Origin of the sequence: Dehalobacter sp. DCM (genome assembly GCF_024972775.1) — a bacterium.
Lineage (GTDB): Bacteria > Bacillota > Desulfitobacteriia > Desulfitobacteriales > Syntrophobotulaceae > Dehalobacter.
This window is the reverse complement of the sequence record NZ_CP092282.1, coordinates 2,504,545-2,520,538: the sequence shown is the minus strand read 5'-3', so window position 1 is coordinate 2,520,538 and position 15,994 is coordinate 2,504,545. Positions and strand designations below refer to the sequence as shown.

Genomic DNA, 15,994 nt, shown 5'->3' with positions numbered 1-15,994 from the left:
TTGGAAGGAATAAGAAATTAGTCCTTTCAATTCAGACGGAGGTCTTTTTCTGTGCTCTTGTCATATGGATATTCATAGTAGAATTCTGTACTTTATTTCCTTATTTTGTCTATATTATCCTAAAAACGAATTTTGCTAACAGAAATGGACATAATGTTAAAGAAAAATTTGCTTTTGGGGTTGAAATATGATAGATCAGAAGAACATAAATACAGCACAGAAAGATGTCAATACGAATTTTACAGAACTTGCTCAATTTCATAACTGGTTGGGCCTCACCCATAAAGGCCAGAGTTTAATGCCTGCGCTCCGCAGACAGTGCGCCTTTATCCGGGAATCGTATATAAAAATCAATGAATACTATTATAAAACGGAAGATGTCATCCCCGCGGCCGAGTGGTATCTTGACAACTATTATATTATCAGTGACTTGATCACCGCGTTGATCAAAGACATATCCAAACAATATGAATCCAAACTGTTTTACCTAAAAGGCAGCGACTTTAATACCCACCCACGGGTTTACCTGATTGTCGAAGAATTTATCAAACAAAGCCCACATGAATTGAATTTTGAATATCTTAAAAGATGTATTGACGCTTATCAAGATGAAGCTCCTTTATCATCGGCAGAAATCTGGGCTATCCCAATTATGCTCAAGGTTCTCTTATTGGATAAGATATTTCACCATGTCGAACGAATCGTCTATATCCAAGATGAAAGAACGAAGGCGGATCGTTGGCTGGAATCCATATTTGCCGGGAATGAAACAACTCCAGCCGACATCGAATTTGATCCTGAGCGGTCTGTTTCTACCGTTTATATGGAACGAATCGCCCGAAAGCTCAGGGATTTCGGTTCCGATGCCAAAATACTGTTAAACTGGCTGGATAATCTGGCCAGCAGGCAAAACATGACTGTGGAAAAAGCGGTTAACTCGGAACATCATTATTTGACAGCCCAAGGGGCATCTATGGGGAACACCATCACCACGATCAAACAGGTTAATTCAGAAAACTGGTCAGCTTTTTTCGAGAATGTCAGCCTTGTCCAGCAAGCATTGCAAAGAGATCCAGCCAATATATTCAATAAAATGGATTTTGATTCCCGGGATCGGTACCGCCATGAAATCGAGACAATAGCCAGAAAATATAAAGTGTCAGAAATCATCGTTGCCAAAACATTGGAGAAAATGGCGTCGGAAGGGAAGATCGAGCCGTGTAATCATGTCGGATTTTATCTATTTGGTGTTGGCAAAGTCATGTTGGAACAAGAACTTGCGCTTGACTGGGGAAGAGTAAAGAAATCCTGTCATGGGGTTTATTGTTATCTAAAATTAAAGCCGACGCTTTCCTACCTGGGTATGATCGGCCTATTTACACTAGCCCCATTTCTCTTATTTACCGCTTGGCTCAGCGCTTCCGTGGGCAACAATCCGAATACAGGCATCACTGTCGCTGCAGGCATTTTGGGGCTTATTGGTTCTCTGATTCTAATCAATGGGATGGCTGTTTACTTGGTCAATCGATTGTTTTGCCGGATGATGACACCGGCTTTCCTCCCGAAACTCTATATGGATCAGGGTATACCCAAGGAATGTAAGACCATCGTGGCCGTACCTGCCATCTTTAGTGACCCAGTCAAAGTTAAGGAACAACTGGCGCATTTAGAGGTATGCTATCTGAGCAATCAGGATAAAAATATCTATTATGTCCTCCTTGGGGATTTTACCGATGCCTACGCAGCCGTAACACCTTCAGACAATGCCATTGTTACAGCCGGCATCAACGGGGTAAAAAAACTCAATCAACGGTATGGTGAGGAACGTTTTTTTTACTTTCATCGCGAACGTCAATGGAATGATCGCGACCAGATTTGGATGGGATGGGAACGCAAACGAGGGAAACTGATTGAATTCAATAAATACTTATTGAATGACGGCGCGACGAGTTATACGGTGATCTCCGGAAACCCTCAAGTCCTTCAGGGCACACGCTATGTGATCACGCTTGACGCAGATACGATACTGCCAAGGGACGCTGCGCATAAATTAGTGGGAACAATTACGCATCCAATGAATAAAGCAAAGCTTGGCGCCAAGAATAAGATCTTATACGGATATGGGATCATTCAGCCGCGGATCAGTTTAACTGCAGCCGGCGCTTTTGCCTCTCCTTTCTCGAAAATATTTACCGGAGCGGCCGGGGTCGATCCGTATACCTGTGCGATTTCGGATATTTACCAAGATTTGTTCGGAGAAGGTATTTTTACCGGCAAAGGTATTTATGATCTCCAGGTCTTTCATACAAAAACGAAGGATACATTTCCTGATAACAGGATATTAAGCCATGACCTGATTGAAGGGCTGCATGCCCGGACAGCACTGGCCACAGATATTGAGCTTTTTGACGGTTACCCTTCAAAATACCTCGCCCATGCGAAACGCACACATCGTTGGATCAGAGGGGATTGGCAAATTGCGCGCTATTTGTTTGACCCTGCGTTTTCGGCGGTATCGAAATGGAAAATTGCAGATAACCTCAGAAGGAGTCTGGAGGCTCCTTTTCAAATCGCCATTCTTTTTTTGGCCTTTACGGCATTATTTCGTTATATGATTCCTTTCATTGTCTTATTCCTATTCAGCCTGTGGCTGCCGCTGATTGTCAACCTGTTCAGCAGGATAATAGACGGCAGTCTCACGTTGCGTATATTCAAACATGAGCTGAAGCTTGGTATGGGTCAGATCCTCTTTAGTGCAGCCGTTTTGCCTTATCAGGCTTATATGCAAGTCGATGCGATTATTCGGAGTTTAACCCGCCAAACCGTCACCAAACGCAAGCTTCTCGAGTGGGAAACAGCCGCTGATTCCGAACAACACTCGAAGCTGAGTCCTCGGCATTTCTACCTTAAAATGCTGCCTGGACTCCTTATTGCCGCCTTCTTCGTTAGCGGGTATTTCTTTGGGATATTAGCATCCCATTTGATTCTGACGGCGTTCATCGCTTCCTGGCTGCTTTCGCCTTGGATTGCCTATCGTATGAGTGTACCGTATTCGGAAAATATTGCGCATATTACCGAAGAAGAGCGGCAGGAGCTTCGTTTATTTGCACGCCAAACCTGGGCATATTTTGATAACTTAGTTAATGAAGTCAATCATTATCTGCCACCGGACAATATACAGATCGAGCCGGACAAAGGTGTGGCTAACAGAACTTCTCCTACAAATATTGGGTTGGCGCTGTTAGCGAATCTGGCAGCGGAGGATCTAGGCTACATCTCTAAACATCGCATGCTCCAAAAACTAAACGCCAGTGTCCACACTATCAAGAGCTTGCCGAAGTGGAACGGGCATATCTATAACTGGTATAATACGGAAACCCTGGAGCCGCTGTACCCAATTTATATTTCCACAGTCGACAGCGGAAATATGGCGGGCTACATGATCGCGCTTAAAAACGGATTGCTGGAGATAAATAATAAACCGTTATTCGGGCTGACACTCTGGGAAGGTCTCCGGGATACAGCCATTACCTGCCGTGAATTGGAACAAAAGAAAATAAGCAAGCATAGCAGTTTAGAAAAGAATCTTAACCAAAGACTATCACACATAGAGGATTTTATTCAGGAAGTTAATCATATCCTGGCACACGCATCAGAAGAACAACCATGGTCGCCTGAACAACATAAAAAGCAGTCTACTTCGGAGAAAAGTCAAGCGTATGGCAACCAGATAGACCTTTATTCAAGTTACACCTTTATCTCCCGTTGGTTAAACCTACTTAAGGAAACAGACGAACAACCTAATGCACTCGCGGTTGAAGATGCCGGAATGACTGTGCTAAAAACAAACAGTCAAGACCAGGAAACGGACTACTGGTCAAATGCACTTGTCTCTGCGTTAAGTGACTATAAAGATGCTATGAAGCGCTATTTCCCGTATCTTAAGTTGTATGCTCAGCAGAGGAGTGATAATCATCAAAATACAACGCCTGCAGCGTTACCCGAGGAACTGATGCAACTCGGACAATTATCCCTAAAGGATCTGATCATCGCTTATTACCAATTGATCCAAAAAAGTCAGGAGAAAATTTCACGGGAACTATTTAATTCCTTAGCTCAGGGGTATAAGAATACGATTCTGCTGATGCTCCGATCAAGTAAATTGCGCAGGGATATTGAGGCATTAGCATATGGTATGGATTTTAAACCGTTATTTGATGAACAAAAAAAATTATTTACCATAGGTTACAATTTCAGCGAAAAACGCTTGGATAAATCCTATTATGATTTGCTGGCCTCCGAAGCGCGCCAAACCAGCTTATGGGCCATAGCCAAAGGGGATGTTCCGGAAGCCCATTGGTTTAAGATGTCACGTCCTCTGACCCGGATTAATGGCAAACGCTGTCTGGTATCCTGGAGTGGTACGATGTTCGAATTTTTAATGCCGTCGATACTATTCCGCAATTTCAGGGGAACGTTAATGGATGAATCGTATCAGTCGGTAGTCAAGATCCAAAAAGAGCATGCTCTGAAAAGCAAAACTCCCTGGGGCATTTCAGAATCCGGTTTTTACTCCTTTGATATCCAAAACAACTATCAGTATAAAGCGTTTGGCGTGCCTGGTCTTGGTTTGAAAAGAGGACTCTCAAAAGATATGGTCATATCGCCTTATGCGACATTCATGGCTCTACCTATTGATTTTCAAGGGAGTCTGTCCAATGTGCGCCAGATGAAAGCGGAAGGATTCAGCGGGATATACGGGCTTTATGAAGCGATTGACTATACCCGGAGCCGTGTTCCTTATAATGAAAAACAGCGGATCGTTAAAAGTTATATGTCCCATCACCAGGGAATGAGTTTTATCGCCCTGAGCAATGTCATTAATGCCAACAAAATGCAAATGCGTTTTCATCGGGAGCCGCGCATCAAGTCCATCGAGCTGTTGCTTCAGGAACAAGTTCCGCTGAAAGAATATACCTTTAATCCAATGATTGAGGAAATCGGCGAAAATGAAGTTCGCGCTATTTCAGGGAAATTGGGCGAAAGGCCTGTACTGTATTACAATCCGAACACCCGCGTCCCCAGGCCTATATTTATGTCCAACCGGGAATATGCGGTGATGATGACTTTGTCAGGTTCGGGATACAGCCAGTACAACAAACTATTCCTGACACGTTGGCGCAAAGACCCAACCCAGGATATGTATGGGACCTTTATCTATGTTCAAAACCTTAATTCGGGAAACAGTTGGTCCGTAACCGCCAAACCGTCTGAAACAGAGCCAGATGAATATAAAGTCACCTGTTTTCCGAATACCGTCACATATCACAGGAAAGACGGGAATATCATTACCCAGACCCAGGTATTCGTTCCACCGGACGACTCCATTGAAATACGTCGAATTGCTCTAACCAATCTTAGCACCTATTCCCGGGACATCCAGCTCACAAGCTATGTGGAAGTGGCATTAGACGAACACTTGGCTGATCTCGCGCATCCGACATTCAGCAAGCTGTTTGTTCAGACCCTTTTTGAAAATGATACACTGATTGCCTATCGGCGTCCCCGCCATATTCATAAGAGTGAGTCTTATATGATGCATGCGCTTTATGTTGAAGAACAAACAATCGGCGTCAATGAATTTGAAACGGACCGGACACGGTTTATCGGCAGAGGACGAACGCTCTCTGACCCCAAAGTAATGGATCTTAATCAACCGTTATCGAATTCGGTAGGGGCTGTCCTTGATCCCATCTTAAGTTTACGGACACGTGTTAAAGTTGATCCCGGAAGAACAGTCGTTGTCTATTACCTGACTGGTTATGGAGAAGATAAAGCAGCGGTAATTAACCTTGCGCACAAGTATAGAAGCAATTATGTCATTAATCAGGCCAAAGAACTTTCCTGGTCACAAAACCTGATGGAGCTAACCAATCTTAATATGTCCTTTGATTTCGCTAATATGATTTCAAGTTTAGCCGGTCAGATATTGTACGGAAATCCTAACCCGAACAGCCGGTATGTTTCGCAGAATAAAAAAGGGCAGTCGTCCCTATGGCCCTTCGGCATCTCCGGTGATCTGCCGATTGTGATACTAAAGATCCAAGATAACAGCCAACTCAAACTCGTAGATCAGCTTCTGACCATCCATGAATATTGGAAAATAAAAGGCCTGTTTCTCGACCTTGTGATCATCAATGAAGATAAATCCGGTTATTTTCAATCGATTCAGGAAGTGATCCTGGAGAAGATCAGCATCAGCCATGTCCGTAAATTGGTTAATAAACCGGGCGGTGTTTTTCTGTTAAAAAGCGATCAGATTTCTAAAGAGGACATCACCTTGCTGCACATGATTGCCAGCATGATCTTTACCGGTGAAAAGGGTTCTTTAAATAATCAGATTCATAAAACGGTACGCCATAATGAACAGATCATCGTAGAAAATACCCTCAGGGAAAACGAATTTGATAATAAGGAAACCCAATCACCGGAGTCAGTGTACGGCTCACACGCAAAATTCAATCACCATGAACTTCTCTTCTTTAATGGCTATGGCGGGTTCAGTCAAGATGGACGCGAGTATGTCATTCTAAATGAAATGGATAAAATGCCGCCCCTACCTTGGGTCAATGTCATAGCCAACGAACGGTTTGGTACAATCATCTCCGAAGCGGGAGCAAGTTTTTCGTGGGCAGAAAACAGCCGCGAATATAAATTGTCGCCGTGGTCTAATGATCCGCTTTTGGATATCAGCGGAGAGGCGATCTATATCAAAGATGAATCCTCTGGCCAATACTGGTCGCCACTGCCGCAGCCGGCGAGGGATAATACGCCCTATATCGTCCGGCATGGACAAGGGTATTCCATTTTTGAGCATAGCAGTTATCACCTGGAACAGAAAACGACGGTGTTCGTTCCCTTAAACTATAACCTAAAAATTATTGCACTGCAGCTGACGAATAAAAGCCCTCTGCCTCTGCGATTGTCGGTTTACTATTATCTCGAGTGGGTCCTTGGTGTTTCCAAAGAACAGAATAATGCCTATTTATTTACCGAGTTCAAAGACGAAACAATTTATTGCCGGAACGGCTATCAGGAGGAATTCGCCGGACGGGTTGCTTTCTTAAGTGTGATTGGCGGTAATCTTCAAGCTTCAACCACGGACCGCAGTGAGTTTATAGGTATTAATCACAGCCTGAAGAATCCAGCGGGTATTATCTATGGCCAGTTATCCGGCAAAACAGGCGTTAACCATGATCCGTGCGCCGTACTCCAGACAATCGTGGACTTGAAGCCGGAAGAAGAAAAAACTGTCTATTTCTTATTGGGTGATGCTGGTAATTTTGAAAAAGCGCGTCAACTAAAAGATGACTTTCGCGATGTTGGGCAAATCCAACACGCTTTCGAGGAAGTGACCCGGTTCTGGGATAATGTTTTATCCGTGATTCAGGTTAAAACTCCTGACCCCGCCTTTGATCTGCTGATTAACCGCTGGCTGGTCTATCAAACGATTGTTTGCAGAATCTGGGCGCGATCCGGTTTCTATCAGACAGGGGGCGCTTTTGGATTTAGAGACCAACTCCAGGATGCAATGGCTCTGACTCTAATACGACCGGATTTGACCCGAAAGCAAATTGTCCTCCACAGCTCACGCCAGTTTCCAGAAGGGGATGTTCAACATTGGTGGCATCCGGAAACCGGCAAAGGGATACGGACCAAGTTTTCAGACGATCTATTATGGCTGCCCTATGTGACGGCGGATTATATCGAGCACACCGGAGATAGCAGTGTTCTTGATGAACAGACACCCTATCTGGGTCAGGAGAACTTGGGCGAATTCGAAGACGAGCGTTATAATGTTCCTAAAGAAACAGAGCACACGGGATCGATCTATGAGCATTGCGTCCGCGCCATAGACAAATCGCTTAAATTTGGGCTGCATGGCTTGCCCCTGATCGGTACAGGAGACTGGAATGACGGATTTAGCGCAGTCGGTAGGGAAGGTAAGGGGGAAAGTGTTTGGCTTGGCTGGTTCCTGCTATCTGTACTCAAACGGTTTATTCCTCTCTGCGCTGGGAAAGGGGATACGGTGCGGGTTGAGACATATAACGGCGTCATAAGCACATTAACAGAGAATATGGAGAAGAACGCCTGGGATGGCTCATGGTACCGGCGGGCTTACTATGACGACGCCACACCAATGGGGTCGATTACCGCTTTGGAATGCCAGATTGATACGATTGCTCAATCATGGGCCGTGCTTTCCGGAAATGCTAATAAAAACCGCGCAGTGGATGCTATGCTGGCCATGGAAAGGTATTTATGGGATAAAGAAGAAGGCCTGCTGAAATTGCTCACACCGCCTTTTGATAAGACTGATAGAAATCCGGGATATATCAAAGGTTATATTCCGGGGGTGAGAGAAAACGGCGGTCAATACACGCATGCGGCAATTTGGGCGGTATTGGCCTATTGCAAGCTGGGTGAAGGCGGTAAAGCAATGGAATTGTTCAGCATGCTCAATCCAATCAACCATGCCCGAACTAATATCGAGGTCAATAAATATAAAGTTGAACCCTATGTCATCGCAGCGGATGTCTATGCTGTCCCACCGAATACCGGGCGCGGAGGCTGGTCCTGGTATACCGGTGCGGCCGGCTGGATGTATCAAACAGCTATCGAAGGAATCCTCGGGATAGCGGTTACCGGCGATGAAATGACTATCAATCCCTGCATTCCGTTAAATTGGGACACATATACCATTGAATATAAATATCAGTCATCCGTCTATCATATTGTGATCACGGTCAATCAGAGCAGGGATGCGTTTACACCTGCTGAAACATGTGCAATCACGATGGATAATCATCGTCTACCCACATTCCCAATCAAGCTGAAGGATGACGGTCACACCCATAGGATCGAGGTTGCCTACAATTAAATTAAGGTTCATGCGTTTTTCCAGCAGGAATTTCCTGGTTCTTATGGAAATGATGATGGGGTCATCATGTTTGCTTAAAGGAATCAAAAAGAAAGCAAAGAAGCGAATTTTGTAAGAAAAGAGAGGTATGGTTATGACGACAGCGCATGAAATCGACTATAAAATCTACGGAGACGACATGCAGTTTGTAGAAATCGAACTCGATCCAAATGAAAGCGCAATTGCAGAGGCTGGCGCATTAATGTTTATGGAGCCCGGTATTCAGATGGAAACTATCTTCGGCGACGGGTCATCTCGGGGAGAGGGTCAAGGTCTTGCCGGCAAATTATTTGGCGCAGGAAAACGGCTGATTACCGGAGAGAGTTTGTTTATGACCTTATTCTCCAATCTGGGATCCGGTAAATCGCATGCCTCTTTTGCCGCTCCTTATCCCGGTAAGATCATTCCGATCGATTTAACAGATTATAACGGTAAAATCATTTGCCAGAAGGATGCTTTCCTTGTTGCAGCAAAAGGGGTATCTATCGGTATCGAATTCAACCGTAAGCTGGGAACGGGGCTCTTCGGAGGCGAAGGATTTATTATGCAGAAACTTGAAGGCGACGGCATGGCTTTTCTTCATGCAGGAGGTACGATCATCGAAAAAATACTGCAGCCTGGTGAAACACTGCGTATTGATACCGGATGCCTTGTGGGCATGACCGGTGGTATCTCCTATGATATTCAATTTGTCGGCGGAATTAAAACAGCCTTTTTCGGCGGCGAAGGTTTATTCTTCGCTACAGTGACCGGTCCTGGCAAAGTGTGGGTACAATCACTGCCTTTCAGCCGTCTGGCAGACCGTATTATTGCTGCAGCTCCGAGAGCCGGCGGTGTACACAAAGGAGAAGGAAGCCTCCTGGGGGGACTTGGAAATCTCTTGGACGGTGATAACAGATTCTAATAACGAATAGAAATCGTGGCTTGCGCCAAGCCTTTTGGTGCCGGCGAAAGTCTTAGCTTTACTTGGATATTCAGTTAGCTATATCAGAAAGGATTTATACTTTCTGAATATCCAAAAGGGAGGCAAGCTATTGCTTGTCTCCCTTTTAATCTTGATCGTGCGATTGATATTATTTGTTCGCAGCGCTTAGACTGTTGACATCAATAAATGGCACTGTTCCGCCTGTTACGGTAGGAAGTTTTCCATCCCATTTTTTAATAGCTTCCAGCTGGGCTTCGATTTGCCGTAATTGAACAAGTTCGGGGGTGATCAGATCTTTCTGCAACTTTAAAGCCTCTGCTTCAGCTTTAGCCTGAGCAATCTTTTGTTGTGCTTCCACTTCAATACGCTGCAAATCCAGCGTTGCCTTTTTTGCCTGCTGCTCAGCGATTTGTTTTGCTTCAATCGCTTGATTGAATTCGTCGCTGAAATCAAATTCCGTAATATTGATATCATCGAGTTTCATATAATAAACGGTCATTTTTTTGGCGAGTGTTTCTTTCACTTTACTGCTGACTTCCGAACGTTTTGATATGAGTTCTTCGGCTGTATATTGCGCCGTAACGGCCTTGAGTGATTCACTGATGGCTGGGTCGACAACTTTCTCCTTGTATTCGAGGCCGACTTCCTGATATAATTTATTAACATTATTCGGATCGAGACGGAAATTAACAGCGATTGTCGTATTCACAATCTGCAAATCCCTGGAGGAGGTGGTTTGTTGGGACTGGGCTTTTTGTACACGTACATCGATCGGAATTACGTCCTGGATAAAAGGAACCTTTAAGTGAAAACCTTCCCCCATAACACTTTCATTGACTTTACCTAGTTCAACAACGACCCCACGGTTGCCCGGTTCAACAATAACGTATCCTTTAAATCCAACCATAGCGGCAATTAAAGCGATAACAACAATGATCGGTATAATTTTCCACAGCAGCTTTTTCTTTGATTTTGTGGGAGTGCTGTTTTCTTCCATAGAATCTCCTCTTTCCGGTTTATCTGGGGAGACAATACCCTTAAACCCAATATTTTTGAAAAGGTCATACTTTTATCTATTATATTATCACATGAACTGATGTAAAGCCATAATCAGGCAAATTATTGATATCATAATACGCAGAATATCTTTACTAGTAACAGAATAGGCACTATTGGTATGTATACATAATACATCTTGACAGAGCATTTACTATTTTCTGTATTTTATATTTAATATATTAGTATACCCAAAATATCGGAAGGGCTGTGAGATTGTTGCCAGACAAAAAGAAACTGCCTCCAGTATTGGAGTTGATCCGGGATAATATCGTTGAATACAAAAACCCGCTGGCACTTAAGCCGAAAGAAATAGGATCCTGGGTCAAAGATTTAAATCTACCCCAAAAAGGGGAGATACTTTTTTATACCGGCAGTGAGTATCAGCTTTTACCATACATCGACTCACTTGTAAAAACATTGATTCTCGTTGACGCATCAAGCAGTTTATTTTCTTTTATGATGGGTGCACGAAAAATCGTCAATAAAACAGGAATCAACGCTGAAAAAATATATGCATCCGTTCTTGCCCAAGATAAAGAACGCTTTTTCTCGGTCAATTATAAAGCTGCATATATCCTGCAACAATTGGGATATGATATTTGCTACGATCCGCAAGCGGATATTTATACCGGCGCGCTTCTCTATGAATTGGGATTTTGGAAAGATCTGAAAACATACGCGCAACATGTTGCCGATCTAATCCGCAAGACCGAAGCGAAGGTGATCGTGTGTACATCGCCCCATGCCGCCGAAATGTTTAAAATCATTTACCCTAAAATAGTTGATTTTCCTGAAGTCCAAGTGAAGACATTTATCGAAATGGTATGGGAGAAACGTGAATTACTGCCGGCTCTTCCGGATACAGAGCCCGTGGTCATCCATGATTCGTGCCGGTTAGCTCGCGATCTCGGTGTATCACAGGAAATTCGTGATATCTTGGATACCGTCGGCGTAAAATATTATGAGCCTATCCGGAGCAAAGAATGGACAACCTGCTGCGGCGGCCCGGATAAAATGCTGTTGCCAGAATTATCGAAGACCCTTGCTTCGCGGAGAGTTGCAGAATTGACTGATACCGGGTCCAAAAGAGCCTTGATATCCTGCCCGTACTGCCTGTCTTCCTTGCAAGGCGGGATCGATAAAGAAAGACCGATTGCTTTGGATGATGTTGTTGAATTCTTATATAGGGGGTTTAAGGGTTAATGTCTGATATTAATAAAGAAATGGGTACCTATAGCAAAGACCTGAAAAAAGCGAGTAAAGACCCTAATATTAATCGGGCAATAACCCGAGCCGTGAAATCTTATCGCGAGACTGTCGCTACGACCATGGAACGCTACCCGCATACACCCATGTTTGCGGACGAGGTACGCGAGATCAAAGAATATTCACTCAAGCACAATAAGGAACTGCTGGAACAAGCCATGGAGGCCATCGAGAAGAATAAAGGGAAGGCTTATTTTGCCAAAGACCAGAGCGAGGTTTTCCGCATCCTTGATGACATTGTTGGTACCGGCAAAGTCATTGTCAAAGGCAAAAGCATGCTCGGTGAAGAATTAAAGCTGCGCCATGGTTTGGAAAAAGCCGGCAATGAAGTTTGGGAAACTGATCTTGGGGAGTTTATTCTTCAGCTGAAGGATGATCGCCCGATGCATATACTGTCCCCAGCAATTCATGTCCCCAGAGAGCAGGTCGCCGAGATTTTTTCTGAGTTTTTTAAAAAGGAAGTACCGCCGGATATAGCTCAGGAAGTGGCCGTTGTCAGGGAATTTCTAAGAGAAAAGTATTTTACCGCCGATATTGGCATCAGCGGCGCCAATGCGGTGGCAGCGGATACGGGTCAAATCGTGATCATTGAAAACGAGGGGAATGTCCGGCTTTGTACCGGTGCGCCGCCGGTTCATATTTGTATCGTTGGTATCGAGAAGCTTGTACCGACATTCCTTGAAGCCATGATGGTTTCTGAAGTCAATTGGCGCTATGCCCAATATGGCGCGCCAAGTTACGTCAATATTATCAGCGGTCCCAGTAAGACAGGCGATATCGAGAAGGTCACCACTTATGGCGCTCACGGTCCGAAAGAATTCCATGTCATCTTTGTTGACAATGGCCGCAGCAAAATGATCGAAGACAGCAATTTCACTTCCGCCTTGTATTGCCTGCGCTGCGGCGGCTGCATGTATGAATGCCCGGTATTCCAAGTAACGGCAGGTCACTATGGCAAAACCTATTTGAGCGGAATCGGATCCGTTTGGACCGCTTTCGTCGAAGGGGATCCCGATACAGCTGCGCCAATGCTTTACACGTGTCTGCGCTGCGGACGTTGCATGGAACGCTGTCCTATGAAAATCAATGTCCCTGAAATGGTCGGCGAACTTCGCAGTCGTGTGGTTTCACCGGAAGAATAACACGCACGATAGATCAAGGGTAGAGTAAGGGCAACCTTACTCTATTTTTGTAAGTATATAAGAAAGTATATAAGTGACTTTTCTGTACCAGAAAGTTTGATTCACGTTCGATTTACATAAGTGCAGCTATGGCTGCCGCCTTCGTTTAAGGACATGGCGCCAGCCAAGTTTTACTTTAGTATATCAGAAAGTATAAATCATTTCTGATATATCTAAGTGCAACTAAGGCTTACGCTGGCGCCATAAGGCTTGGCGTAAGCCAAGTTTTCTAGTCCAGACGGTTGACGTTTGGGAATAGGGTCTACTGATTATTTTTGAAAGATGGTCGTTATTATTGATGGGAAAAGTAACATGGCACACCTGTAAAAACGGAATAACTAAAGGACTTTATACAACTTGGAATTTAGCGAAGATCATCTTTCCGATTACCTTCGTGATCAGCATCCTGAAATACACACCGGTCATCCCTGCACTGAGCAGCTTTCTGGAACCGCTGATGCACTTCTTTGGTCTTACCGGCGATTCTGCTCTTGTTCTGGTATTAGGTAATTTCTTAAATCTCTATGCTGCCGTCGGAGCGATCCTGACCATGGATCTGACGATCAAACAGGTATTTATCCTGGCGGTAATGCTCAGCCTTTCGCATAATATGCTTGTCGAAACGGCAGTCATAACCCGAATCGGAGTTAAACCCTGGATTTCTGCAGGTATCCGGTTGGTAATGGCTTTTGCAGCGGCTAAGATCATTGATGTTTTTTGGCAAGGCGGTCAAACTATGGCTCAATATGGGCTCGTGCCTTCGCCGTCAGGTATCTTAACAAGTTGGACCGAAATTGTGATTAACGCCTTCCAAACGGCCCTGATCGGTATCGCTCAGGTAGCTGTGATGGTTACTTTGGTCATGATAATGATTCAGATCTTAAAGGATATCCATATATTAGATATCTTTAGTCGCCTGCTTCGACCCTTCACGAATTTCCTAGGTCTGAGTGAAAGCTCGGCAGTTACACTCCTCGCCGGTACAATATTCGGGATAGCGTATGGTGCCGGTGTAATCATCCAGTCTGCCGAGGAAGAAAATCTATCCAAAAAAGATATTTACCTCATCAGCATCTTTTTATGTGCGTGCCACGCGGTTATTGAAGATACCTTGATCTTTGTTCCCTTGGGTATCAATGTCTTGCCGCTGCTCATCCTTCGTCTGATATTGGCGTTGTTTGTCACAACACTTTCCGCTTTGATCTGGCGACGATTGGAGGGAAAGACTGAAGGGGAACAGATAAACCGAAACCAAAACAAAAAACAAAAACGGCGAAAAGTCAAATATAATGATGTTTAGACATTTCTGAGCAGCATAATAATACAAGTCCGTTGTCAAACTATTTGGCAACGGACTCTATTGTTTTTTCATTCCAACCTAACGGAAAGAACCGGATTCAGTTACCAGTATTGTTAAAAAATATGCTATAATACACAGGAATATCATGAATATCAGAAATACATCAATGTCACCTTATAACATTGATCCAATTAGCATATCGTGAATTATGCAGGAGCAAAAAATGGGAAAAAACAAAAAAGATATAGGGCTCAACGTCAGAAAGAACAGGCCCCTTTACGGTAAATTATACGAAATTATTTTCAGATCGGATACCCGAGCCGGAAGGGTGTTTGATTTGGCTCTCTTACTGCTTATTCTTCTTAGTATCTTGATTATATTTATGGAATCGTTGTCTGGTCTGAATAAAGATTACATCCGTTACATGCATATCGCAGAATGGATCATCACCGTTCTATTTACGTTAGAATATATCACTCGGATCGTCATTATCCAAGAAAAATTAAAATATATCCGTAGTTTCTACGGTATTATCGATTTACTTGCTATCCTGCCCATGTATTTAAGCATCTTTGTGGGCGGAACGCAAGTTGCTTTGATCTTACGGGTATTTCGTCTGCTGAGAGTTTTCCGCATCTTAAACCTCGGCCGATACATCGGGGAATCCCATTCCTTAATGAATGCACTGAAGGCCAGCCGTTATAAAATCATTGTTTTTCTCGAGGCTGTTCTGGTGGTGGTCATCCTTGTCGGCACCCTAATGTATTTAATCGAAGGGGAGACCAGTGGTTTTGACAGTATTCCAGCTTCCGTCTACTGGGCGATCGTCACCCTGACCACAGTGGGATTCGGTGACATTACGCCGATTACTCCCTTTGGCAGGATTATCGCCTGTATGCTGATGCTTTTGGGCTATGGCATTATTGCAGTACCTACAGGGATCGTCAGCGCGGAGCTGTCACGAACACGCGCCATCAAAGCGGATACGAGAACGTGTCCCAACTGTCGTTTGCTCATCACGGACTCCGGGGATAATTACTGTAAAAACTGCGGTATAAAGCTTAGTGAAGACAAATAGTAGAATCATTGATATGCTTGATAAGCTTTCTGCCTTTTCAAATTTGGGAAGAAAGGTTCCCGAAGTGGATGATGAGAGTATCCTTGAAATTGTTTTTTATCATTATCGGATAATATGGATGAGGAAGAAGGATAATTTTACTATAGAGCATCATTATGTATTTTTCTAAATAATTTAAAATGAATATTATCGGTAATTTGAGGAG

Annotated in this window: 7 protein-coding genes; 6 read left to right on the top strand and 1 reads right to left on the bottom strand. The window is 44.0% G+C overall.

Going from position 1 to position 15,994, the window contains the following annotated elements; translation table 11 throughout:
* Positions 1-187 precede the first annotated feature (187 nt).
* Complete coding sequence (locus tag LPY66_RS11710) at positions 188-8,941, top strand: GH36-type glycosyl hydrolase domain-containing protein (RefSeq protein WP_337984512.1); 8,754 nt, start codon at positions 188-190, stop codon at positions 8,939-8,941.
* Between the two features lie 133 nt (positions 8,942-9,074).
* Positions 9,075-9,884 (top strand): AIM24 family protein, encoded by an 810-nt coding sequence (locus LPY66_RS11705; protein ID WP_337984511.1) that lies wholly within the window; start codon positions 9,075-9,077, stop codon positions 9,882-9,884.
* Positions 9,885-10,053: 169 nt separating this feature from the next.
* Here the strand turns inward: LPY66_RS11705 and LPY66_RS11700 are convergent, their stop codons facing one another.
* Positions 10,054-10,902 carry a prohibitin family protein gene (locus tag LPY66_RS11700; protein WP_337984510.1) on the bottom strand — a complete coding sequence of 283 codons (849 nt, stop codon included), beginning with the start codon at positions 10,900-10,902 and terminating at the stop codon, positions 10,054-10,056.
* A 278-nt stretch (positions 10,903-11,180) separates the two neighbouring features.
* On the opposite strand from LPY66_RS11700, the gene LPY66_RS11695 reads away from it, so the two are divergent.
* The 4 genes from LPY66_RS11695 to LPY66_RS11680 all read left to right on the top strand — a co-directional run bounded on the left by LPY66_RS11695 (position 11,181) and on the right by LPY66_RS11680 (position 15,789).
* Positions 11,181-12,167, top strand: a complete 987-nt coding sequence (locus LPY66_RS11695; protein ID WP_337984509.1) for a (Fe-S)-binding protein — start codon at positions 11,181-11,183, stop codon at positions 12,165-12,167.
* Complete coding sequence (locus LPY66_RS11690; RefSeq protein WP_337984508.1) at positions 12,167-13,372, top strand: LUD domain-containing protein; 1,206 nt, start codon at positions 12,167-12,169, stop codon at positions 13,370-13,372. Before LPY66_RS11695 ends, LPY66_RS11690 begins: the two co-directional genes overlap by 1 nt.
* Before the next feature lie 337 nt (positions 13,373-13,709).
* Complete coding sequence (locus LPY66_RS11685; RefSeq protein ID WP_337984507.1) at positions 13,710-14,711, top strand: nucleoside recognition domain-containing protein; 1,002 nt, start codon at positions 13,710-13,712, stop codon at positions 14,709-14,711.
* 223 nt (positions 14,712-14,934) lie between these two features.
* A complete protein-coding gene (locus LPY66_RS11680) occupies positions 14,935-15,789 on the top strand; it encodes an ion transporter (RefSeq protein ID WP_337984506.1) in 855 nt (284 codons plus the stop codon).
* The last annotated feature ends 205 nt before the right edge of the window (positions 15,790-15,994 follow it).

What these genes read in the sequence shown, in the direction of transcription:
- LPY66_RS11705 (WP_337984511.1), top strand. Translation starts at nt 9,075, where the DNA reads ATGACGACAGCGCATGAAATCGACTATAAAATCTACGGAGACGACATG.
- LPY66_RS11690 (WP_337984508.1), top strand. Translation starts at nt 12,167, where the DNA reads ATGTCTGATATTAATAAAGAAATGGGTACCTATAGCAAAGACCTGAAA.
- LPY66_RS11700 (WP_337984510.1), bottom strand. Translation starts at nt 10,902, where the DNA reads ATGGAAGAAAACAGCACTCCCACAAAATCAAAGAAAAAGCTGCTGTGG.
- LPY66_RS11680 (WP_337984506.1), top strand. Translation starts at nt 14,935, where the DNA reads ATGGGAAAAAACAAAAAAGATATAGGGCTCAACGTCAGAAAGAACAGG.
- LPY66_RS11685 (WP_337984507.1), top strand. Translation starts at nt 13,710, where the DNA reads ATGGGAAAAGTAACATGGCACACCTGTAAAAACGGAATAACTAAAGGA.
- LPY66_RS11710 (WP_337984512.1), top strand. Translation starts at nt 188, where the DNA reads ATGATAGATCAGAAGAACATAAATACAGCACAGAAAGATGTCAATACG.